We start from the raw sequence: 22,185 nt of genomic DNA on the forward strand, positions 1-22,185 counted from the left end.
GCAACTAGTTTTCTACGTTATGTAGAAAAGTTCAAGAGTTTGTGACGCATTTGTTTTTAGACGCGTTGCAGTCCCCGAACATGAAAGACTACTAACATGAGCCATGCAGCAAGTAATAGGGTCGCACGCCACGTAGCCTCGCGACTTGAGGACCATGTCCTGCAATGGCGAGCACGCCGTGCCATCGACAAGGGATTGGGTCCGGTTATCCTTCCTTACAACGGGTACGGATATGCGGCCAAAAAAGGCGGATGGGTGCGGGTTCTCGCTCGCGTGGTCATGGCTAAACCCGGCGCGTTCGAGGGTGGCAAGCACCATGCCAAGGTTGTCGAAGATGGGATCCGAGGGTTCCGCAACTTCACCTCGGCGGTACTTCCTTTTGGGAAAGTCACTGTGCTTGCTGACGGAAAGCGGTTCGAAGTCCTCGCGGACCGCGGCGGCGTCCTAGATGTCAAACTTTCGGTGGATCTGCCAGCTGGCTGGAACGATATTGAAATCACTGCCCACAATGGGCAATCCGCCACCGCGCAGATTCTCGTCATCGACGAGACGCAACGTTTCGGCATCATTAGCGATGTGGATGACACGGTTGTCGTGACGGCGCTGCCTAGGCCACTGCTCGCCGCGTGGAATTCCTTCGTGCTTTCGGAGCATGCCCGCGTCGCGACGCCGGGTATGGCGGTGATGATGCAACGCGTTTTGGCGGAGCACCCGACGAGCCCAACAATTTATCTTTCTACCGGTGCGTGGAATGTTGCGCAGACTCTGGAACGATTCATCTCGCGCAATTTGTATCCACGGGGTCCGCTGCTTCTGACCGATTGGGGGCCAACCGACCGAGGCTGGTTCCGTAGCGGTATGCAACATAAAGTTGACCAATTGCGCAGGCTCGCTGTGGAATTTCCAAACATTGAGTGGATGCTTATCGGAGACGACGGGCAGCATGATCCGACGATTTACGCGGAGTTTGCCCGGCGCTACCCGGAGCATGTGCACACGATAGTCATCCGTCAATTGACGCCCTCCGAAGCGGTGCTCGCCGGTGGGCGTTCAACTGATTTGCGCCGCACGACACCAGGCATTCGCTGGAGCTACGAGCCCGACGGGTCCCAGATCCTAGAGCAATTAGCTGCTTATGATGTGATTCGTCCCGATGATCGCTTGGGGGAGGAAAAATAATGTCCGGCTCGGTACTGTGCGTAGAAGTACCCATGCGTTGGGGCGACATGGACGCATATGGACATGTCAACAACGTCAATCTGATTCGGCTTATGGAAGAGGCGCGAATCGCTGGCTTCGGCGTACCTGGCGGAACGGGCGCACCAGGTTCCAAGCCTAAGGTGGATATATTCTCCGCGGTCCCCAATGGGGTGCAGATCCTTGTTGTTGAGCATCGCGTGCGCTACTCCAGGCCGCTGGAATATCGGAATGTTCCGGTCAGAGTCGATCTGTGGGTAGCGAATATCAAGCCTGCGAGTTTTGATATTTGTTATGAATTCCGAGATCCTGTGGAGGGCCACGTCTGCGTAAAGGCCTCGACAACGCTGGCCTATTTTGACCCATTAACTTCACGCGTGCAACGTTTGAGCATCGCGGAGCGTGAATCATTGGCTGTGTTGGAAGGTCCATCGACGTTCGCGCGATAACTGGTGGGCTGTAAATGAATTAGGGTAGGTCTATCTAGTCTTATTCAGTTAGGAAGTGTTTTTGTGGCACGAGCAGAGGGTGGGCGCCCGGTGCGCCCGCAAGTTGTTTTGCAGGTTGTTAAGCGGCAGCAAATTTCGGAACACCTGGTTCGCCTCACCTTTGGTGGCCCTGGGTTTGAGAATTTCGTCGACAAATCAGCGACAGACCGTTACATCAAGATACTTTTCGCCAAGCCGGAGCTGGGCTTGACGCTACCCTACGACATGGATGAATTGCGCGAACGGCTGCCCGGAGAAGATATGCCGGTGCGCCGGACGTATACGGTGCGCCGTTCCGATGCGGCCGCGGGCACTATTGAAGTTGACTTTGTCGTCCATGGAAGCGATGGGCTGGCCGGACCGTGGGCGCGTGATGCGAAGATCGGCGACTCTGTCTGCTTCTCGGGCCCCGGTGGCATGTATGAGCCCAAGGGCGAATTCGATTTCCACCTCCTCGTAGGTGATGAGACTGCGATTCCTGCGATCGCGGCATCGCTCGAGGCCATGCGTGAAGACATGGTGGGGCAGGTGCTCATTGAGGTCGAAGGCGCAGGGGACGAAATTGAAATGCGCGCACCCCGTGGTGTTGATATCCGCTGGATCCATCGCGGCGCGGCGTTTACCCCGGAGGCCTCAACCCTTGAGTCGGCAGTGCGCCAGCACCCTTGGCCGGGCGGACGGGTGCAAGTTTTCGCGCATGGCGAGCGTGAGGTGATGAAGGCACTGCGCTCCTATTTCTATGACGAGCGTGGCGTGGACCGTCGGGATATGTCGCTGTCGGCCTACTGGGCTTTTGGCCGCGCGGAAGATGTATTCCAAGCTGAAAAGCGGACGCCCGTGGGTCAAATATTCAACGAGTAGCCCGAACGCAATTGGCCTGGATGGAGCCTTGGGCCTGCAGTGCAAATGATCCGTGAACTGCAAGTTCGGTTAATTAGGCACCCCTAAGCTTAATAATCGGAAATATGATCATTGATGCTTGACGTTATTGGCTGAATTTGCCGTAAGCTAAGGTCAATGCCTACCCCGTGTGTGGACGGGGAAGGCAAGCAATTTGATCGACGGGGATCGTTCGGTTGCTACCACGTGGCTTACTCACCATGCAGTAGTTGCCGGCGGTACCGGGAAAATTGTAAACAGGGGATCAGCTGGCTTGCTCAATCAGCCGAACCGCAAAATTGAGACGTATCGGCTTAGAATCTGTCGGTGCGTCTCAATTTTTGTTTGCTTCGAAGGCCCACAACAAGACGGTGGCCAGTGATCTAGCGCCTTCTGGAAGCTGAAGGCATTCAATGTCTGGGATGCGCAACTGGCGCATGGCCCGTTTCACTACTAAGTCCGTATCCAAGAATATGGACTTCTGACGTAAGCCACGCAATGCAACATAGTCCCGTGTCCAGGGGCCAACGCCTTTCAGGGCGAGCAGGCTGCTGAGGAACTCGTCATGGTTTTCGGCTAGACGCCCGCCGGTGTGAATAAACCACGTGGCGACCCGGAGAAGCGTCTCTGCGCGGGAAAGCGGGCAGCGGATCACCTGCTGGAGTTCTTCGGCGGTTAGTTGCGCGGTGGCGTGCGCATCGGGGAACGCCCGCAGTCCGCAGGCGTGAAGTTCTCCGAGCGCTTCGACGAATCGGGTGGCGAGGGTTCGGGCTGCGCTCGTTGAGATCTGTTGCCCTAGAACTGTCGTGGCGAGCGCCTCAAAGAGGTCCGGGTAGCTGATAAGCCGCAGGTTCGGGAAGTTGTCCAATGCTGGCTGCAGGGCACTGATGGTGGCCAGTTGCTGATAACTGAGCTCATTCGAGTCAGCTAGGCCTAGCCAGGTGCTAATGATCTTGGCGAGTCTGGGGTGCAGCGATTCTGGGGCTTGCGTGTGCACCGTGGCCTCGTGGGTGCCGAGCAGTATTTTGAGTTCGTGGAGCTGATCATCGATGCGTAGCACGCGGACGACGCTCGACGCTTCGCGATCCAGCCGCTCCTGATTCGGCAATGAATGGATAGCCAGGACCGAGAGTGCGTGCGAGGCATCCAGAACTCCGTCCACTGGAACCGTGAACTTCATCTAGGCTGGCCAGACGCCAGAGGTGCCGCGGCGATGTGAGCCGACTAGGTGCGTATCAACGATCCCAATAGCCTCCATTAGCGCGAACATAGTCGTTGGGCCAACGAACTTAAAGCCACGCTTTTTGAGGTATTTGGCCAGCGCGCTGGACTCCGGGCTCTGCGTGGGAATTTCAGCCAAGGTGCGTGGGAACGGGGTGCTTTCAGGTTTGAAAGACCAGATCAGCTGGGACAGGCCTCCATCGTCACGCAATGCGAGCGTCGCCTGAGCGTTGGCGATGGTTGCCCGAATCTTGAGTTTATTTCTGACAATACCGGCATCGTCCATGAGTCGCTCGTAATCCTGCTCACCGTAGGCCGAGACCAACTGCGGGTCGAATCCCTGAAAGGCGGAACGGAAGTTTTCGCGCTTGGCCAGAATTGTGGCCCACGATAAACCTGACTGGAAGCCCTCTAGGCTGAGTCGTTCAAACAGGGCTTGTTCCCCGGTGACAGGCATGCCCCATTCGGTGTCGTAGTACTCGCGCAGCAGCGCGTTGCTTGCGGCCCATTGCGGGCGGGCCAACCCGTCTGCACCAATAACTAAATCTTCACTCATGAAATCATCATGCCACTTGCGTATCGAGGACGCAGAGTCATAAACGGCCATTTGCAGAAGCTCGAGCTATTATCGTCATATGGCGATAATAGAGTCTTTTGTCGATGCAAAGCTTGGAGCAACTCAACGCATGAAAATGGCAGCGTTGTTCCACGCCCTAGCTGACCCCACGCGGTTGCTCATCCTGGTGCATCTCAAAACAGGTGAACACAAGGTCAAAGAGCTGACCGAACACCTTGGGCTAGCGCAAAGCACCGTCAGCGCTCATCTGGCTTGCCTCCGCGAAAGCGATCTCGTTTCCGTGCGCACGCAGGGACGTGCAAGTCTCTATTCCCTTACTGAGACCACGCAACTGACAATGATTCTCACCCAAGCGGAGCAGTTGGCAAGTTCCAGCGCCAGCGGTCATCGATGGCACGAAGCTCACCCGCACCAATCTCTGGAGGCCTAGGGCATGGGGCATGAGCACACTTCTGGCCATGGCCATGAACATGACCACTCAAATGTGAACCGCACCAGGCTGGCATGGGCATTTGCGATTACCGTGAGTATCTTGCTCGCGGAGATTATTGGCGCGCTAGTTACCAACTCGCTGGCTTTGCTCGTCGACGCGGCCCATATGCTGACCGACTCGGTGGGGCTCTTGCTTGCGTTGACCGCAGCCAATCTGATTCAGCGCAAGCCCACACTCAAACGCACCTGGGGGTTCCGCCGCGCCGAGGTGCTCTCCGCGACCTTACAATCCGCACTGTTGCTCGCCGTCGGCATCTACGCGGCCATCGACGCGGTTCGTCGCCTCTTTGTACCGGCAGAGGTGCACGCCGAAGGCCTCCTGATCTTCGGTATCGTCGGCTTGGCCGGAAATCTCCTAGCCATGTGGATCATCTCCGCGGGGCGCGAGGCCAATCTGAACATGCGCGCTGCGTTCCTCGAGGTCATGAATGACGCACTGGGATCCGTAGCGGTCATTATTGCCGCGCTGACAATCCATTTCACCGGATGGGCGAGCGCGGACTCGGTCGCAGCGCTCGTCATTGCCGCGCTGATCGTGCCACGCGCCGTGAAGCTTCTGGGGGAGACGACGCATATCTTGCTCGAATCAACGCCCCGTGGGTTGGACCTTGAATCGGTACGCCGGCACTTGGAAGAACAGGCGGGCGTGATCGCCGTTCACGACCTGCACGCCAGTCAAATTGCCTCGAACCTTCCGGTGCTCACCGCGCATATTGTCGCCGAGGACCACATGTTCACGGCCGGTGCGGCCGGTCAACTGCTGCGTGAACTTCAACAGTGCGTGGCGGATCATTTTGAGGTCAGCATCGAGCATTCAACCTTCCAGATCGAACCCCGAAGCCACCGCGACTCGGACTACCATTCGCAGTGCTAGGCGTTCGTGACCGTGCACGGGATGAGGGTACCGGGAGGCTCTCTCATCCCGTGGTATGACTCCCGCAGCGTAGATGCAAACCTTCTGACCGATCCTCAATTGGCTAGGAGCTTTATATAATTGATGCATGACAACTGAAACACAGCAGGTAACCGACTATGCAGTCCAAGCTCGAGGACTAAGCAAGAGCTACGGTCGTGACAGCACCCGAGTCGAAGCTTTGCGCGGAGTGGATGTGGCCTTTGCCCGTTCCCGTTTCACCGCAATCATGGGACCCTCAGGTTCTGGCAAGTCGACCCTGATGCACTGCTTGGCGGGCTTGGACAACGCCGATTCTGGCGAAATCATCATCGGTGGCAAGAACCTTACCGAACTCAACGATGACCAGCTGACCACTATGCGCCGCGAGCAGATCGGCTTCGTGTTCCAATCCTTCAACCTCGTTCCAACATTAAATGCCAGGGACAACATCTTGCTGCCGCTGTCCTTAGCCGGCAAGAAGCACGACCGTGAATGGTTCAACGTCGTCATCGATTCGTTGGGTCTGCGTGACCGGCTGACGCACAAACCACACGAGCTTTCCGGTGGACAGCAGCAGCGCGTAGCCGTAGCTCGTGCATTGCTCACCCGCCCTGAAGTCGTCTTCGGCGATGAGCCGACCGGCAACTTGGACTCTCGAACCGGTGCTGAAGTGCTCTCCTTGATGCGCACCTCCACCCGCGAAATGGGACAGACCATCATCATGGTCACCCACGATCCGGCTGCAGCATCCTACGCGGACACCGTATTGCTGATGAAGGATGGAAACCTCGTCGGTTCGCTCGAAGACCCCACCGTAGCCAGCGTCACCGAGGCTCTCGCCTCCCTAGCGGAGTAGGATCATGCTTCAGGTAGCAATAGCGAACATTAAAACTTATGCGCGACGGTATATCGCCGTGCTCCTGGCCGTCGCCATTGGCACGGCCTTCCTTGGCGCCACCCTCGCGGTGGATTCCTCTACGCGTGCAACGCTAAAGAATAGCTTGGGCGACTCATATAAGAACGCCGACCTGGTGGCCTCGGTCGATTGGGAGCTAACACCCAACGATCGCGACACGAGCATGCTGAGCATGGATACGGTCCGTGAAATCCGTGATCTTCCCGAAGTCTCAGGCGTTTATGGCGACGGAGTCATGGGCGCAGCATTGCGTACCGGCGACAACGGCTACACCGTAATGCTGCAACCCATCTCCGCAGAAAATAAGCTCTCGGGTATGTCGATGCTCGAGGGACGTGCCCCGCTGGGCGCCGATGAGGTCGTGATCGACCAGGAGCATGCCGAGCAGATGGGCCTCTCAGTTGCCGACACCGTCGCGTTGTCGAGCATGGAGGATAACGCGAAGATGCGTGAATTGAAAGTCGTCGGAATCGTGGAGACTACCACCGATCCGATGTCTTCCTCCTTCGCCCAGCTCGCCATGCAAGAAGACGCTTGGGAACGCTTTGCAGGCGAGAATGCCCAGCTGAACAGGCTGGTGATCGATGCAGAGAAGGACGTCGCTCAAACCCAAGCCGCAGTGGCCGAGTATTTCCATGGCAAGGACTTGGTCGATGTGGTGGTCAACACCGCCGACGAACAGGTGCTCGACGACGTGGCAAGCATGACCGGAGGAACCGATCAGCTGACCATCATCTTGCTGGTCTTTGCCTTGGTCGCGCTGATAGTCACCGGTCTGGTGGTGATGAATACCTTCTCGGTAGTCATCGCGCAACGCACCCGCGAGCTGGCGCTCTTGCGCACCCTGGGTGCCAAACGCGCACAGATCCGCAGCTCGGTGCTGATCGAAGCGCTGCTGATCGGCGTTATCGCTTCGGTGGTGGGTGTAGCTCTGGCCGTGGCACTGATGGCAGGCCTGATTCAGCTGCTGCGAAATCTAGTACCTGAAATGTCCTACGCAACTTTGGCCGTGGATGCTCGCGGCATCATTATTCCTTTGGCCGTCGGTATCGTGATGACTGTTCTGGCTGCCTGGCTGCCGGCGCGTCGAGCCATGAGCCTGGCCCCGCTTGCCGCCTTGCGCCCATTTGATGCGGCCAGCGTCAAGAACCGTGCAGGCCTCGTACGCATCATCTTCGGCTCGTTACTGACGCTCGCAGGCGCAGCCTTGCTAGCCTATGGAGCACTCAATTCCGAGCTGCTGATTGCCTTCGCCGGTGGGCTGTTGTCCTTCCCCGGCATTTTGATGCTGGCCTCGTTGTTTGTTCCGGCTACGGTGTTCGGTATCGGCAAGCTGATGACCGGTCGCTCGGTGGCTGGCAGGCTGGCTTCGCTCAACGCCGTTCGAAACCCCGGACGCACCACCGCTACTGCCACCGCGCTGCTGATCGGCGTCACGCTAGTCTCGATGATCATGGTCGGCGGGCAGAGTGCCAAGGCCACCTTGAATGGGAGCATCAGCGGCGAATACCCGATCGACTTGACGGTGGCTCAAGACACTTTGACTAGTGACTCCGTGGCGCCTAAGCTCGCCGAGCTGGAGGGCGTTGAAAGCGTGTCGGCGTACACCATGCGCACCGTTGCCACCGAATTCCCCGACGGTTCCTCGAGCGAAGAGTACGCGATGGTTGTCGACCCGGAGTCGTACGCATCGGTAGTCCATGACGAGCAGATCGTTCCACGAGATGGCGAATTGCTTTCGACCTGGTGGCAGATCGAGGCGGACCACGCGACGGTCAACGGTCAGCCGGTGAAGCTCAGAACTACTTCGGCAAGCTTCGTTTCGAACACATTGACCGAAAACACCGCAGCCAAACTAGGCATCTCCGACAAGGAGGGGAAGTCCGGGGTAGCGATCAAGGTTGATCCGTCGCTCTCCAATGGGGCGGTCACTGAGCTGGTGGAATCCATTGCGGATGTCGCGGGTGTTGAAAATTCGATGATTTCCGGCGGCGTGACGGAGAAGGCAATGTTCTCCCAGATTATCGACGTGTTGCTGATGATCGTTTCGGGTCTGCTTGCCGTAGCCGTGCTGATCGCATTGATCGGCGTGGCCAACACGTTGAGCCTGTCGGTGCTCGAACGCACCCGGGAAAACGCCCTGCTGCGCGCATTGGGGCTGAAGAAGAAGCAGTTGCGTTCCATGCTTGCCACGGAGGCGGTGCTGATCGGTGGCGTGGCAGCCTTGCTGGGACTCATTCTCGGCGCGGTCTACGGATTGCTCGGTGCGCACAGCGCCTTGTCCAGCGTGGGAAGTATGAGCTACGAGATCCCATGGCTGCAGCTGGCGGCGGTTCTGCTGGTGAGCCTCCTGGCAGCGTTGCTTGCTTCGATTACACCAGGACGTCGTGCGGCGAAGCTATCTCCGGTGGAGGGGCTCGCTACCGAGTAATTGATGATGCGGCAAGGGTCGGAATAGTTGATGAGCAACTATTCCGACCCCGTCGTGTTTAATTTGCCGAAATGCTCCTGGGAGCAGGGCTGGGTGCTGCCTGTTGTCTTGCCGCGCTAACCACGCAGCGTAATGGTGGTGGCCAGCGCCGGGGAGCGACCAGTAGTGACGAAGCCGGAGATATTAGATCCCGGATGCTTGATGATATCGATAATGGAACCCAGGTGGTGGCTCAAATCGATCTTGTCTTCCGGCGCCGCCAGAACCAGATGGAAACCGAACTCCTGCAGCGCACGGATGCCAGCTGCCGCATATTCGGAGTTCGCTTGGATGAACGCTTCGTCAATCATCACGGTGCCGTAGGAAGTGAAACCCGCCGAGGCAAAGCCCAACTGATAGGCCAGGGCTGCGCCCATGATGAAGGACGTGAAGCGCTGGCCCTCACCACCGGATAGCGTGCCAGGTTCCAGGCCGGTCTCCACCTCTCCGTTCGGCTTGTGCTCATTGCAGCTAATCACCACGTGTTGCCGAACATCCAGCACGGTAGACCGCCAGGCGTTCAAGCCTGGATCGCTCAGTGCGGAAACTAGGGCTTCAAGTGCCTGGTAGGACTTCGCCAGGGTACTTTCTTCCTTGGTGGTGTAGGCGTCATTTAATGCCGCCTTCAGTTCCTTGCGGAAGGTTCCAGCCTCAACGGGAATCGAGTTTTCAACTTCCAACCGCAGCATCGAGCCATGTTCGAAGGTGACATCGGCAAGGATCTGGTTTAGCGGTTTGATTCGCTCGGAAATCATCCGGCGTTCCTCGTCAAGCAGCTGCAACAGGTCGCTGAAGCGTTCGTAGGAACGGTTGGCAAAGTACTCGCGGAACTGTGCTTCGTGGTGGGGCAATCCGTCTGCAACGATCTGACCATGCAGTTTGGCATAGTGCTCGGCGGCTTCCGGAGTTGTTCCGTGCGTCTGCGCGTGCGAGGTACCGAATTCTCGGGCAAAGCGTTTGAAGGTGTCGCTTAGCGCCCCACCTACTTCATGGCGTTGCGAGGAGAAATCGTTGAGCTGGCCGCCTAGCTGCACCTTGACCTCGGCGAAGGCTTCGCCAATGGAATCTACTGGCGGGCAATCGCCCGCAGCCACCTGTTCCAAAATCGGGCCAAGGATCGCATGGTGACGCAGATGAGTAGGGACAGCGGAGACCCAGTTGCCGTTTGCATCCTCACCTTCGGTGGTTGCGAGCACTTTCTGCGCACGTTCGTTCTGTAGCTCTAGATCATCAATACGCGAGCGCACCAACGCGAGGTCGCCAACCAACTGCTCAGAATCTGCCTTTGCGTTTTCGATCTGCTGGCGAATTTTCGAAGAATCGCCCGAAAGCACCAGTGCGTCGCCGAGCTTCTGCTCGCTGCGACGCAGGGAATCTAGCGCAGCTGAAGCATCTAGCTGGGCAAAATTGCGTTCGTCGGCAACGATGGCCGCAAGCAGCTGAGACTTCGCAACGACTTGGTTTTTTGCTGCCGTCCGTTCATCGGCGGCATCCTGGGCTTTCAGGATCTGTTCCTTGAGGCGTTCGGCTTTGTTCTGCAATTCCGAAATTTTGGATTCGTTGGTGAAACCAAGCAGATAATCAGAGGCCGGGACGCTGCGGGTATCGCGTTCAAAGCTACCCGCACCGGATTTGATGGTTCCTGCGGGAGTGATGGCCTTGGGATGCACATGCATCGCCGCGTCATTCTCCACACAGGCCAGCGGATAATCGGCGGTGATCTTGGTGCGCAGCCAGGTTCCCGCTTCACCTGAAGCAAAGTCGAGTTTGCTGACCAAATCGGCCGGTCCGGCTTCTGCTTCGCGTGGTTTGACCGACGTATCGACCCAACGTACTCGACCCAATCCGTCGAGTTCGTCAATTGCGTGCGTTACCTGGGTGAGGAATTCGCCTGGCACCAAAATGGTGCGAGCCAGCGAGCGCAATGCCTTTTCGGCAGCCAGCCGCCAGATGGCCGAGTCAGCGGCCACATCCATCAGTTCGCCAGCGAAGGGCAACTGCTCTTCGCTCAAGGAACAAGCCGATGCGATGGCTCTGCGTGCTGCCACTGAACGGTCATCGATATTCGTGCCACGGCGCTGGTAGGAACGAATCTGCTCGTCCAATGCTTCTGCACGCTTGCGCAGCGCCATCAGCGAGGCCATGGCCTCGTACTCAACCGTCTGCGCATCTTTGGTGATGGAAGCCAGCTGTTGCATGGTCCGGGCGGCATTCCCGCGCAGCTCATCGAGCCCGGTGGCGCTGAACTCGAAGTTCAAGCCGGCAGCGGTCGCCTGTTCCTGCAACGCGCGTAACGCGGATTCCTTTTCCGAAAGTGCCTTGCGTGCCGCATCCGCCTCACGCTCTAGTAGCATCAGCGAGGCTGAACCAGCGGAATCGTGGGCCGCCGCGAGCGACTGAAGCTGGCCCTCGGTCCGGCTCTTGCGCGCCAGAATGTCAGCTTCTTGTTCCTTGAGCTCGGCTAGTTCGCGTTGATGACGGTGCAAGTCGTTGCGCAGAATATGCTGGCGGACCTTGGCATCGAGTTGCTGCAGATCGCTATTGAGCAGCTGTTCGGTCTCGCCGATGCGTTGGGCGAGCGTTCGATAAACCTGATCCTGCTCTGGAACCTGGGCCAGCACATCGCGCTGTGCGCGCGCCGTATCCAATTGACGGTAGATGCCGCGCAGATGGGCGAAGTCCTCCACCGCCGCCGCTGCCGCTTTCAGCGTGGTGGGTTCTTCCAACACCTCGTGACGGAAAAACTGGTTGACACCCTTCGCCAACCCTTTGCCGTTTTGCAAGGTGCGAAGCAAGGCAAAAGCCTTGTCGCTTTCCACCCCAAGGCGGCGGCGGACACGTTCGATGAAGGCCTTGTGCGTATCAAATGCCTCGGTTGGTTCCAAAGACTTGGACAGCGAAGACACGGTAAAACGTCGTGGCCCATGATGTTCAAGCTCCGCAATATCCAGCGCGCCTTCACTGAGCAGATAATGCTTGGACACCTGATTCTCTAACCCTGCGTCTGGCAGGTCGAAAACCGCGCCAATGCTGACGGTGTTGCCCAGGCCATCCTCGTAGCCCAGCAAGATGGCGCTCCATGTAGCGCCGGGGCGCTGATAGACGGTGCCCGAGCTGGTCTTGAACTTGCGGCCACGCAGGTAGGAGAAGGTGGTGCGGCGATCGGCGCGAGTTGCGGCATCGTTTGCAGACTCGTTGAGCTTGGGGGTCGCAAAGAAGATGTGCCCCATGGCATCAAACAAGGTCGACTTACCCACGCCGGGGTGTCCGGTGACCAGCGTTCCAGCGCGATCAATTTCAAGGTTGTGCAGGCCGTGGAAAGTGCCCCAGTTAACGATCTGGATCCGGCAGAGCCGATGCTGTCCCGGGTTGAGGGCGACACCGAGCGGGAGGGTCATTTCTATACTCATCGGCTACTCCTGCACCAGGTCGGTTGAATCCAGGGACAGTTCTTCGGAAGTGTCGGCGGACAGATTCAGCGTCGATTCGTTTGCATCGATCGCAGCGATATATTGGGGAATATCTTCGATTCGTGAAATGGGCAGGGCCATCGCTAGGGCCGGAGAAATCCTGAATTCGTCGGCTAATTCCGTGCCGGTGAGCAAGCGCAGGGAATTCAGCCGGGCAATTGCCGCGTCACAGGATTCGGCAAAGCGTTTGTCATCGCGATCGGAGGGACTACGATGTTCGGCCAAGATCTCATGCATGGCGCTTCGTGAAAGGACTGCGTCGGTTCCGGTGCCGGAATGCTGTTCCAGCAGTAGGCGCAGGCGTAGCGCGAGCAAGGTTTCGTCGCGCTTCAAGGCGCGGCGCGGGGCAATCGGAGAGGTGTGCACCTGATCGATTTGCGCTGGAGTAAGCATCGCAATTTTTCGATCCGTGTCCATGGAGATGGTCAGAAAAATTTCCGAAACATAGGCTCCTACTACTTCCTGCTGGTCTAGCAATAGCTGCCAAGCCGCCGGGTCGTTTGACCCATCGAGGTAGGGGCCGCGTAGCAAACGTACTAGTAATTGCCGCAGCTCCAATGAGAAGTTGCCGCGGTCTCCCTCAAAGAGCGATTCGGTGATGGGTGCAGCATATGAATTTGTGCTGGTCATAGCGGCTCCTTCGTGAAAGTTAGGGCGGGAAGAATTGCTGTACGTTCAGAACCATCAATCTGCCGGAAGGTGATGGTCATCAAATCCGTTTCACTCAGTGATTCGCCGTTGGTCCGGCCTATTTCGATCAAGGCACGCACGGTATTCAGATGGCGGTGCTCTTCGGGCAGATCATTGAAAATTTCATCGAGCGGGAGCCGATCCTCTGAGCGGTGGCCAAGCTTGCTTGTTACCGACTCACGGAGGAAAGCCATATTCGCTTGCGGAGTGGATGGGGTGCGCACGATATCGGAGGCGCTGTAGTCCGGTGCTGCCGCCAACGGCGGCGGGGCCACATGCTCGGACGGGTCAAAGATGCCTAGGCCAGCAAGCGTCATGAACTGTGGGGCGAAAAGTTCAAGCGGAGCCAAAGCACTGCGTGGCCTGAGCGTCACAGACTTCACGATCGCCGCTTCAGCACTACGTACCGCCTGGCGCAGAAGCTGTGCTTGTTGGTAGTCCTCAGACTGAACAAAGGCATGCAGCGATTCGGAGAGCTTTCCGTACGAAGTATGGACTTCTGCTGCCTGACGTCGGAGCTCACGAAGCAAATTGGTCAGAATCTGGCGTTCCGGAGTATCGAGGTCGTCCACGAAGTTGCGTTCTAGGACTTCAGAAAGTGCGGCGCGGAAACGCTGTTGCGCGTCTGGAGAGTTGAGGAACTCCGTGAAGCCCCGGAAGGTCTCGCCCTCGGCGGTTGAACGGAGCTGGCGGTCGGCTTCTAAGACTTGGCCTACCGCAACGCCTTTTGCCGTAGACGCGTCCAAGATGCCTTCCCGTAGGGAATGCAACATCTCCTGAACCCCGTCGCGCATTAGGCGGAAGTCGGCAGGAAGGCTCGAAGCCAAGTCAAGCACCGAGCGAGTCGCGGACAGCGCGGTGGCACGCGAAAGCACCGCAGGAGCATCACCGGTGCGCAGTTCATTGATCTGCGCTTGCCGCATGGCAATCTGTGACTCCAAGGCACGAATACGCGCTTCAGGGTCTGGATCTGTCTCGTGGGCTAAGGACTCCAGCGAGGACAGCAAGGTATTCAAGCGAGAAGAGTTCAGGTGCGAGTCGTCAGCCGAAAAATCTGCGAGGAAACGCAGGGTACGCAAGGTCTGTGCGCTCGGTTCGTAGACGAAACGCCCGTCGATCAGGGGACGGGCCAAGATTCCCTGCTTGACCCAGACCTCGGCGAAGTCTTGGGCGGAATACGTTTGGGGAATCTGTTCGTCGCTGGTGCGAGCGAGCTTCAAGAACGAATCCAATGAAGCATGGAAAAGTTCTAGGGCTACACGTGGCTTGTCCGCAGTAAATTCTGATCGGATAAAGGCAACAGCCCAAGGCTGCGCGGTAAGAAGCCGATATGCTGCCGAACTCCTGAACTGCTGGGACTGAAGCCACAAGCTGTTCGCGCGATGCGAGGGCTGCATGTACATCCTTGATCTTTCGACGCCTAACCTATCAATTCTAAGCCATCGAGCCTGAAGGTTCATGTGAGAAATTGTGAAGTGAAAAGTGTTGCCAAGTTGTTGCCCGGCCGACTGCGTCCAAGGGTACAAACCCCAGATAAGTATGTGTAAGGTCGGAAACAAGGTGATGGCAAGGAGAAATCGTAGCGTCCATGGGGATAGCCGCTACGAGGAGAGAGATGCGAAGTGAAGCACATCAAGATCGCGGTAGTGGCCACAGTCGTCTTGGCATTGGCCGGTTGTAGTGACCAAGTCGACCCTGAAATAGCTGCTAGTAGCGCGTCTCAAGCAGCCGTAGAGGCTCAAAAGGCTGCAGATGAAGCTGCACGCGAAGAAGGCGTCCTTGCCCAGATCAATCGACTTGCCGACGGGTACGACTACAACGCCGCCATCAAACTGGCGGAGGAAGACCCTAGCGCCAAACTCAACGACTTGGTTCGGGGTCTCGAATCTGAAAAGAAGGGCACCTCTGCGTGGGAACACCCCGACCAGATTCCGCACTTATTCTTCCACTCGCTCGTTGTTGATCCGAAGCGCGCCTTCGATAAAGACAATAGGGCACAGGGCTACCGGGACTATATGGTGACGCAAAAGGAATTTGAAGCGATCCTCCAAGAGCTGCACAGCCGTGATTTCGTGCTGGTCAACCCTGCTGACTTCGCCGGTCTCGATAAGAAGAAAAATATGAGCTACCGGGAAATTATGCTTCCGGCCGGGAAAAAACCCATCGTCTTATCCCTTGATGACCTGAGCTACTACGAATATATGGAAGGCGATGGTTTCGCCGACCGGCTGGTGCTCGATAAGAAGGGCAACGTCCGAAACGAATATGTAGACGGTGACGGTAAGAAGCATGTGGGCGCGTACGACGTGACCACAGTGCTCGATGACTTTGTAGCCGAGCATCCGGATTTTTCCTACCGGGATGCTCGCGGGATCATCGCCATGACCGGCTATAACGGTGTATTCGGCTACCGGACTTCGCAAAGCCAATATCCGGATAGTAAGAATCTTAAAAAGGACCGGGAAGAAGCAACCAAAATCGCCGAGGCGATGAAAAAGGAAGGGTGGGTCTTCGCCTCTCATTCATGGGGTCATATCGCAACCGGAACCGTGAGCCTGGGCCGTTTCAAACGTGACATGAAGCTGTGGAAGGACGAAGTCGAACCAATCCTGGGCGAAACCGATCAGTTCATTTACCCTTTTGGCTCAGATATCGCTCGCACCGGGTCATACTCGGGTGCACGATTTGAGCTGTTGAAGAAGGAAGGGTTTATGTACTTCTACGGTGTAGACGGCACCATCACCGCATGGATGCAGCAACGCGATGATTACCAGCGGCAGATGCGAATAAACGTCGATGGCCTGCAATTCGACAAAGAGCAACGCGGGGATCGGCCCGTGCTGAAGTCCTTCTTTGACGTAGCAGAAGTTATCGATTCGGCGCGGTGAAAGACGCGCCGAATCGATGGACGGCCAATGGTTAAAGCGCCATGAAAGCACCGAGTTGCGACAATGCGGCGGGATTCGATGGCAGGAAGTCGGTGAGTCGCTCGCTACGCACGATCACCGCTTTCCACTGGCCTCGGGAGATGGCCACGTTGATGCGATTTCGGTTCAACAGGAAATCGATACCTCGTGAAGCATCGTCGGCGCTTGAACAGGCCATTGTCACCAGTACCACTGGTGCTTCTTGACCCTGGAATTTGTCCACCGTGCCGACCTTCACCCCGGAAAGCTGTTCCCCGTCAAGGATCTCGCGCACCAGATTCACCTGGGCGTTGTAGGCGGCCACGACAAGAATGTCTGCTTCGGCCAGTACCCGCGGTTCCTTCCCGCCACCCGGATTCCACAGCATTCCCAGATGCTCGCGGACTAGCCCCGCAATGGTTGAGGCTTCTTCGGCACTGCTGGTCGTGTTCCCACGGTGCTGCACGATGCGGGTCTCAACGCCAGGGGCTGTTCCTCTCAGTTCGCGGAGCCCCGCGGCCTTCGCGGAGAACAACTTGTGGTCGTAGCTCAACGCCGAGACTTTTTCGCAAAGCTGCGGGTGCATGCGCCATGATGTTGCAAGGAAGTAGCCCAATTCCTCCGGTAGTACCGGGCGACCTTCGGATAGCCAGCCCAATGCTGATTCATCCACAGGCTGGGGATGAGAACCCTGGGTTACCTGCGGTAACTGTTGCGGATCTCCGAGCAGCAGAAGGTTACGTGCTGCCCGTGAAACGGCCAAGGTGTTAGCCAGCGAAAACTGTCCGGCTTCGTCGATGACCAATAAATCCAAACTCGCGGCCGGGATCCGTTTGCCGGTCATCGTCCACGCGGTGCCGCCAACTAGCGCACCGTCTGCAGAGCGGATCGCATCGTCAATCGCCGCGGCGCTGATACCAGTCCACGGCACCGGGTCCTTGTGCTTGACTTCCTTCGCAACCTGATCGGGGTGCACGCCTGCTTCGATGGCCTTGCGCAAAACGTTTTCAACTACCGCGTGAGATTGGGCGACGACTCCAATCTTCCAGCCGTCCTTAACCAATTCGTGAATCACATGCGAAGCGACAAAGGTCTTGCCGGTGCCCGGAGGGCCCTGAACAGCAAGATAAGAATGATCCAAGTCCTTCAGGGCTTCCACCAAGGCAGGATAAACTTGGGCGTTACCGTCCACTATTGCTGGGGCGGTCGGGGTAGCTAGAGTTTTCAACCGCGGTGGAATTCGACGCAGAATATCTATGCCAGGCTGTTGCGGTAGCTCCGGGACAATGGCACCTACCTCTTGGGCGATCTGTGCCAATGCTTCGTCAATGCTTTTGGTGGCTATTGGCTGGCCTGGGGTGAGCGCGACGGGGAAAGACCCGTATTCGGAGACTTTCCCACTGGTCTTTTCTGCGATGGCAATCCATCCTTCGCCAACCTCGACCACCGTGGCGTTGAAAGCTCCGCCGCGAAGCGCGTCGTCGCCTGCTTCCATGCCTTCGGGCAGGGGTGCGGCAAACATGGCAAAGACCCCGGTGCCCGGGCTGAGCAGTGATCCTTCGGCCAGAGTTCCGTAAAGCTTGGTGACTCTGGTCAACGTCCGGGCGCGTTCGGTTGCTTTATGCCAATCTTCAAGTAGCTCTGCGGAGTCCACCGTGAAGATGCCGCGTACCTCGGACCAATCGTCCATAGGTGCGGAGAGCCGGTCGAAATGCTCCCACCAGAACTGCTTTCTCTCGCGGCGATTGTAGCCAGTGGCCGCCGCGACCATGGCGATTGCCCGGTCATCGTCACTCAGTGCTTGGTTGTGCGGGAGCCCGGCCAAATATTCTTGGAGCCGTAGCTCTTCTTCGGTGGGCTCATATTCGTCGGGGACTTCGTCCAAAAGCTCTACATCAGGATGCCTTTGTGGCTGGAAGTCTACGAGCGACAAGAGCCAATCGCGCAAGCGAAGCGTCGACAGGCAATCGTATTCATTGTAGTCAGCGATTGATTCGAGAATCTGCGCTGCCTGCGCATCAGCACCGGAGGCCAGCGCAGATACATAGTGGGCATAGGCGACCACGGAAGCACCCGCATCGGTGACATCACCGGAGCGCAGATGCTCTTTCATATAAAGCGGTTCAAGCTTCTTGATTGAATACGAACGGGTGGACACCACCAACGAGTTTCGTACCGTTTCATAGAGATCAATGAGTAGATTGTCGCGGAGCCACTGGTCGACTTCGTCTTCTCCTGCAATATGAACCTGTGAGAGTTTACGTAGTGCACTTTTTTCATAGGCCGCGTAGTGGTAGATCTTCATGTTCGGGAAGCGCTGACGGCGCGCTTGCACGTACTCAATAAAGTCCAAGAAGGCTTGTCGTTCTTCGGCGCGGCTGTGTGCCCAAAAGGGGCGGAATACCGGTGCTCCAGTATCATTTTCAATGACCCCGAATAGGTATTCCAATCCCCACGAGTTATCGACGGGTTCCTGATATAGCGGGTCGCCTTCGAAGTCGAAGAATATGTCACCTTGGTCGGGGTTGGGCAGCGTCGATATCGTTTGCGACGACTTCACCCGGTAGGACACCCCCTGCTCGGTACCGTCCACCTGTCCCAAACCCAATTGCATTATTGCTTGATCGACCGTGCGGGCCAGCGAGGTGCCTTCCTTGGCGTTCGTTGCGGCAAGCTGGTCGATAGTGAAGATTCCTTGTCGACGAAGCTTCTCACGTTGCACCATGGACATATTGGCTACCAGCAGCACATCGCGTGTGATGCTCACCTGCTCCGCGCAGAAATCACAACGGCCACAAATGCGTATAGTGTCCGAATCCCAGAGCACCGGGCCATTGGCTGCGGAGTGCTCACCGACCATCTTGATAAATCGTTCGCGCTGAGCGCGGAACACCGGGAGGATCTCGTCGATTCGGTGCACCGAGTGAGTACCGTCGCCAAGAACCAATGTTGTTTGTGGGTGTACGGCTATGTTTTCGGCTTGCAGTTGGTCTGCGTAGGCGGCAACTTGAAGCAATGCGGAAACCCTGGCATGCCTTGCGAGTTTGGTGTCCCAAACAGCCCAGCTGCCGTCGGGCTGGCGAACCAAGAAATCGGCGAATCCGATAAAAGAGCCGTCAAAGAACGTAGCTTGGAAGATGACGTCCGCACCGCTGCGAAGCGTTTGGATGGTTTCGCGGTGCGCTGCCTGCAAGGACGCAGCATTGTGTTCGGGTCTTGTGAGGAGCTGTTTGACGCCGGTGCCGGACTGCGGGTCGTAGTCACCGTATTGCTCAATTAGTTCCGCAAGCACGTTTCGTTCGTGGACGTCTCCGAGCTCCGCGGTTCTTACAAGCATTTCGTCGGTAGCCGACTCGGTCTTTCCCCGGCGCCCGAGTTTTACATCCAGCAGGCACAACGATTGAAAATGACAGTCGACTGCGACCGCAAGGTCACTAGCCGAAAAGACGAACTGATCACCAAAGAAGAACACGGGGGCGGTGCCTTTCGCAGACTGGGTGGTTACCTAGTCAACGTAGCACTCTGCCCCGACCAATTGATGTCCGTTGCCTAGTCTTGCGAAGGCTTCGTCGCGCCGCCGACAACTAGCGAAAGAACACCCACCGCGGCGGTGACCGTGTTGACCGCTGGCCAAGCTCCGATTTTCTTTGACAATGGGTGCGATGCACCGAAAGCAGTGAGGTATGCGCCGACCAAGGCAATTGCCTTGGCTGTTCCGGCATCCTTTTTCCAGATGAAGAATGCCCCGGTACCGGCTGCTGCCAACACCACCGCGGCAAGTGGGCGCTTCTTGGTGATGCGACCCGTGGCGTATCCGCCAGTCAATCCGGTGACGGCAATGGCGGTAGAAGCCAAGCGAGACAAGGAAACCTCCAGAAAACGACAACAGTATGCTGCCGTTAATCGTATTGCTCTCACCTGTGACCATCCCCAGAAGTTGGTGCATGGTCGAAGTGGCAATTCGGGGAATGCGCTAGGGATTGAAAGAATGAGAGAAATCGACGATCGAAATGCATCTGGAGCGAACATGATTGTAGATCTCAATGGAGCTTGGGCTCGGCTATGGGAATCGCAACCTGTTGATCTCGTCTCCGGGCAATGGACAATCCTATTAGTCCTTGTCCTTGGGCTGGTACTTCCACGCCCGGTATGGCGAATTACCGGAATGTATTCCACTCTGGTCCATGAGCTAGGACATGTAATCAGTGCGCTGTTCACCGGGCGCTTCGTCACTGGGCTCCGCCTCGGCTGGGACCACTCCGGCGAAGTTGTCAGCCGTGGTCGGGGAAAGGTCTCGATCATTATTTCTGGGATCTTTGGCTATCCCGCGCCACTTCTAGTCTCGGCTGCATTATTGTGGGCCACTGCCGCCGGCTATGCCGGCAGAGCCTTGGGCATATACGCGTTGTTCTTTGTGCTTGCCTTAGTTTTCGTGCGTAACTGGCCAGCATTTGTCGTGTGCAGCGCGAGCGCTTTGGTCGCTCTCGGAGTCGTTTTCTTTGCACCGTCCAGTGCTTACATATATTTGGCCTTGCTCCTTGGCGGATTCCTGCTTTGCTCGGGAATCCGTGATTACCTCAAGGTCTTGGCAGTTCATACTTGGCGGCGCCGTGACATTGAGCAATCCGATGCTTACCTGATTGCCCGCGCCACCGGGACCTTTGCCACGCTTTGGCTGTTGGTCATCATGGCGTTGGGCGGAGCCGGCATATTCTTAGGAGTTCAGAGTCTTCTTCGGCTGTTTTAGCTTTTTAGTCGCACGGCTACGCGACACCAGCCAAGCCGTGGCAGCCGCAATGCCAACCGGCAGCCACTTTGTTTTGCGCTTGGTCCGTCCGGCCGGGTCAATTTCCATATCTTGTAATGGATCTCCGCCATGATTGATGCGAATCTCCTGGGCTCGGACTAAGTCCTTGTAAACCGCAAGTTGTTCGCGAGCCACCATGGTGTTGTCGCGCAAGGGAAGATGCACCTCAGCTGCTGAGGCAAGGCCGGTTCGTAGTTGGCGCAGACGGGTAAATTCAATGTCTACCAATGCCCCGATAATGAGTGCGATATTGCTGATCCAGCAGGCCAGAACGAGAACAATGACGCCGCCAATCGCTCCGTATGTGGCCGAGTAGCTTGCAAATTTTGCGAGGTAGACGGTGAATCCCACTGCGGAAAGGCCAAGAACTATCAGAGCCGTAAATGTTCCTGGGGAAAACCAATGGAACTTTACGCGTCTAACGTTCGGGGTGAAGTGGTACAACAAGGCAAGAACCAGCAGGATCATCACAAATAGGGCTGGCGGTTTGGCGATGTTCAGCAGCAGCACGAAGCTGTCGCCGAGTCCGAAAAGATTTCCCATGGCCCGTGCGATCGAACCGGACGTTACCAGCAGTGCCAAAGAAATCACGGCCACGACCATGATCAGCACGGTGATGGCAAACATTTGCGGGCGTCTCTTCCATTGTGGACGACCTTCGCGTACACCGAAAAGCCGGTTCATTTGCCGGCTGAATGCGGTCACGTATCCGGAGGTGCTCCACAGGGCACCGAGGGAACCGATCAAAATGGCCCAAAATGTGCCCTTGGCTGAGCTCGCGAGGCCGGTGAGTAGCTGCTCAGCGGTTTCGACTAGTTGCTGGGCGTCGCCGGTTTGCTGTCCGCTAGCAGCGAGGCTTTGGCGAATCAGATCCATAATCCATTGAGTGCTACTTTCGCTTGCTCCAACCAGCGAAAGCAAAGAGATCAGTGCCAGCAGTCCGGGGAACATCGCTAGAACCATATAGTAGGAAAGGGAAGCGGCTCCGTCTAGCCCGTCGATTCGGAAGAATTCTCGCATCGCCCGGGGATAGCAGCTCAAGGCCTCCCTGACTCGTTCCTTGGTCAGTCGGTCGCTAAATGCCATCGGGTTCCCTTATCTGCCGTTTTGCAGAAACACTACTTGTTATTCCGAGTCCCACACTACCTAAATACCGTGCGGTGAGGCGGCAGTTAGA

17 protein-coding genes are annotated in these 22,185 nt (G+C 57.1%); 9 read left to right on the forward strand and 8 right to left on the reverse strand.

Translation table 11 applies throughout. From position 1 onward, the window contains the following. Positions 1-96: 96 nt before the first annotated feature. From CQ019_RS15075 to CQ019_RS15085, 3 genes are all read left to right on the forward strand, one after another. Complete coding sequence (locus tag CQ019_RS15075; protein ID WP_096289145.1) at positions 97-1,179, forward strand: App1 family protein; 1,083 nt, start codon at positions 97-99, stop codon at positions 1,177-1,179. Then, positions 1,179-1,646, forward strand: a complete 468-nt coding sequence (locus tag CQ019_RS15080) for a thioesterase family protein (protein ID WP_096289143.1) — start codon at positions 1,179-1,181, stop codon at positions 1,644-1,646. Before CQ019_RS15075 ends, CQ019_RS15080 begins: the two co-directional genes overlap by 1 nt. Positions 1,647-1,736: 90 nt before the next feature. Beyond that, the gene (locus CQ019_RS15085; protein WP_258134015.1) at positions 1,737-2,546 is read left to right on the forward strand and encodes a siderophore-interacting protein; all 810 of its coding nucleotides are present in this window, start codon (positions 1,737-1,739) and stop codon (positions 2,544-2,546) included. A 352-nt stretch (positions 2,547-2,898) separates the two neighbouring features. Here the strand turns inward: CQ019_RS15085 and CQ019_RS15090 are convergent, their stop codons facing one another. After that, the gene (locus CQ019_RS15090) at positions 2,899-3,744 is read right to left on the reverse strand and encodes a DNA-3-methyladenine glycosylase (protein WP_105570035.1); all 846 of its coding nucleotides are present in this window, start codon (positions 3,742-3,744) and stop codon (positions 2,899-2,901) included. Further along, positions 3,745-4,341: a DNA-3-methyladenine glycosylase I gene (locus CQ019_RS15095; RefSeq protein WP_096289275.1), complete on the reverse strand. Its 597-nt coding sequence runs from the start codon at positions 4,339-4,341 to the stop codon at positions 3,745-3,747. Between the two features lie 79 nt (positions 4,342-4,420). On the opposite strand from CQ019_RS15095, the gene CQ019_RS15100 reads away from it, so the two are divergent. From CQ019_RS15100 to CQ019_RS15115, 4 genes are all read left to right on the forward strand, one after another. Beyond that, positions 4,421-4,792, forward strand: a complete 372-nt coding sequence (locus CQ019_RS15100; RefSeq protein ID WP_105570036.1) for a helix-turn-helix transcriptional regulator — start codon at positions 4,421-4,423, stop codon at positions 4,790-4,792. Between the two features lie 3 nt (positions 4,793-4,795). Beyond that, on the forward strand, positions 4,796-5,728 hold the full coding sequence (locus CQ019_RS15105) for a cation diffusion facilitator family transporter (RefSeq protein WP_096289135.1): 933 nt from the start codon (positions 4,796-4,798) through the stop codon (positions 5,726-5,728). A 127-nt stretch (positions 5,729-5,855) separates the two neighbouring features. Further along, the gene (locus CQ019_RS15110; RefSeq protein ID WP_096289133.1) at positions 5,856-6,605 is read left to right on the forward strand and encodes an ABC transporter ATP-binding protein; all 750 of its coding nucleotides are present in this window, start codon (positions 5,856-5,858) and stop codon (positions 6,603-6,605) included. Between the two features lie 4 nt (positions 6,606-6,609). Further along, positions 6,610-9,096, forward strand: a complete 2,487-nt coding sequence (locus CQ019_RS15115; protein ID WP_105570037.1) for an ABC transporter permease — start codon at positions 6,610-6,612, stop codon at positions 9,094-9,096. 116 nt (positions 9,097-9,212) lie between these two features. On the opposite strand, the gene CQ019_RS15120 is transcribed toward CQ019_RS15115, so the two are convergent. From CQ019_RS15120 to CQ019_RS15130, 3 genes are read right to left on the reverse strand one after another with little or no spacing between them, the layout of a single operon-like run. Next, entirely contained in the window at positions 9,213-12,545 is a 3,333-nt protein-coding gene (locus tag CQ019_RS15120; RefSeq protein WP_105570038.1) for an ATP-binding protein, read from the reverse strand. A gap of 3 nt (positions 12,546-12,548) precedes the next feature. Continuing rightward, the gene (locus tag CQ019_RS15125; RefSeq protein WP_105570039.1) at positions 12,549-13,235 is read right to left on the reverse strand and encodes a DUF4194 domain-containing protein; all 687 of its coding nucleotides are present in this window, start codon (positions 13,233-13,235) and stop codon (positions 12,549-12,551) included. Beyond that, complete coding sequence (locus CQ019_RS15130; protein ID WP_308727264.1) at positions 13,232-14,698, reverse strand: DUF3375 domain-containing protein; 1,467 nt, start codon at positions 14,696-14,698, stop codon at positions 13,232-13,234. Before CQ019_RS15130 ends, CQ019_RS15125 begins: the two co-directional genes overlap by 4 nt. Positions 14,699-14,917: 219 nt before the next feature. On the opposite strand from CQ019_RS15130, the gene CQ019_RS15135 reads away from it, so the two are divergent. Next, entirely contained in the window at positions 14,918-16,183 is a 1,266-nt protein-coding gene (locus tag CQ019_RS15135; protein WP_096289124.1) for a polysaccharide deacetylase, read from the forward strand. 31 nt (positions 16,184-16,214) lie between these two features. On the opposite strand, the gene CQ019_RS15140 is transcribed toward CQ019_RS15135, so the two are convergent. Both CQ019_RS15140 and CQ019_RS15145 read right to left on the reverse strand, forming a co-directional pair. Next, the gene (locus tag CQ019_RS15140; protein WP_258134017.1) at positions 16,215-19,538 is read right to left on the reverse strand and encodes a bifunctional RecB family nuclease/DEAD/DEAH box helicase; all 3,324 of its coding nucleotides are present in this window, start codon (positions 19,536-19,538) and stop codon (positions 16,215-16,217) included. Between the two features lie 212 nt (positions 19,539-19,750). Next, a complete protein-coding gene (locus CQ019_RS15145; RefSeq protein ID WP_308727265.1) occupies positions 19,751-20,056 on the reverse strand; it encodes a hypothetical protein in 306 nt (101 codons plus the stop codon). Between CQ019_RS15145 and CQ019_RS15150 the strand changes: the two genes are divergently transcribed. Continuing rightward, positions 20,040-20,948: a M50 family metallopeptidase gene (locus tag CQ019_RS15150; protein ID WP_181148534.1), complete on the forward strand. Its 909-nt coding sequence runs from the start codon at positions 20,040-20,042 to the stop codon at positions 20,946-20,948. The two genes, CQ019_RS15145 and CQ019_RS15150, sit on opposite strands and share 17 nt — an antisense overlap. Here the strand turns inward: CQ019_RS15150 and CQ019_RS15155 are convergent. Further along, positions 20,916-22,094, reverse strand: a complete 1,179-nt coding sequence (locus tag CQ019_RS15155) for a YihY/virulence factor BrkB family protein (protein ID WP_105554182.1) — start codon at positions 22,092-22,094, stop codon at positions 20,916-20,918. The genes CQ019_RS15150 and CQ019_RS15155 overlap by 33 nt on opposite strands. Positions 22,095-22,185 lie beyond the last annotated feature (91 nt).

Origin of the sequence: Arthrobacter sp. MYb229 (genome assembly GCF_002975405.1) — a bacterium.
GTDB lineage: Bacteria > Actinomycetota > Actinomycetes > Actinomycetales > Micrococcaceae > Glutamicibacter.

What these genes read in the sequence shown, in the direction of transcription:
- CQ019_RS15155 (WP_105554182.1), bottom strand. Translation starts at nt 22,094, where the DNA reads ATGGCATTTAGCGACCGACTGACCAAGGAACGAGTCAGGGAGGCCTTG.
- CQ019_RS15100 (WP_105570036.1), top strand. Translation starts at nt 4,421, where the DNA reads ATGGCGATAATAGAGTCTTTTGTCGATGCAAAGCTTGGAGCAACTCAA.
- CQ019_RS15130 (WP_308727264.1), bottom strand. Translation starts at nt 14,698, where the DNA reads ATGTACATGCAGCCCTCGCATCGCGCGAACAGCTTGTGGCTTCAGTCC.
- CQ019_RS15115 (WP_105570037.1), top strand. Translation starts at nt 6,610, where the DNA reads ATGCTTCAGGTAGCAATAGCGAACATTAAAACTTATGCGCGACGGTAT.
- CQ019_RS15105 (WP_096289135.1), top strand. Translation starts at nt 4,796, where the DNA reads ATGGGGCATGAGCACACTTCTGGCCATGGCCATGAACATGACCACTCA.
- CQ019_RS15125 (WP_105570039.1), bottom strand. Translation starts at nt 13,235, where the DNA reads ATGACCAGCACAAATTCATATGCTGCACCCATCACCGAATCGCTCTTT.
- CQ019_RS15080 (WP_096289143.1), top strand. Translation starts at nt 1,179, where the DNA reads ATGTCCGGCTCGGTACTGTGCGTAGAAGTACCCATGCGTTGGGGCGAC.
- CQ019_RS15095 (WP_096289275.1), bottom strand. Translation starts at nt 4,341, where the DNA reads ATGAGTGAAGATTTAGTTATTGGTGCAGACGGGTTGGCCCGCCCGCAA.
- CQ019_RS15075 (WP_096289145.1), top strand. Translation starts at nt 97, where the DNA reads ATGAGCCATGCAGCAAGTAATAGGGTCGCACGCCACGTAGCCTCGCGA.
- CQ019_RS15150 (WP_181148534.1), top strand. Translation starts at nt 20,040, where the DNA reads ATGGCGGTAGAAGCCAAGCGAGACAAGGAAACCTCCAGAAAACGACAA.
- CQ019_RS15120 (WP_105570038.1), bottom strand. Translation starts at nt 12,545, where the DNA reads ATGAGTATAGAAATGACCCTCCCGCTCGGTGTCGCCCTCAACCCGGGA.
- CQ019_RS15090 (WP_105570035.1), bottom strand. Translation starts at nt 3,744, where the DNA reads ATGAAGTTCACGGTTCCAGTGGACGGAGTTCTGGATGCCTCGCACGCA.
- CQ019_RS15140 (WP_258134017.1), bottom strand. Translation starts at nt 19,538, where the DNA reads ATGCTTGTAAGAACCGCGGAGCTCGGAGACGTCCACGAACGAAACGTG.
- CQ019_RS15110 (WP_096289133.1), top strand. Translation starts at nt 5,856, where the DNA reads ATGACAACTGAAACACAGCAGGTAACCGACTATGCAGTCCAAGCTCGA.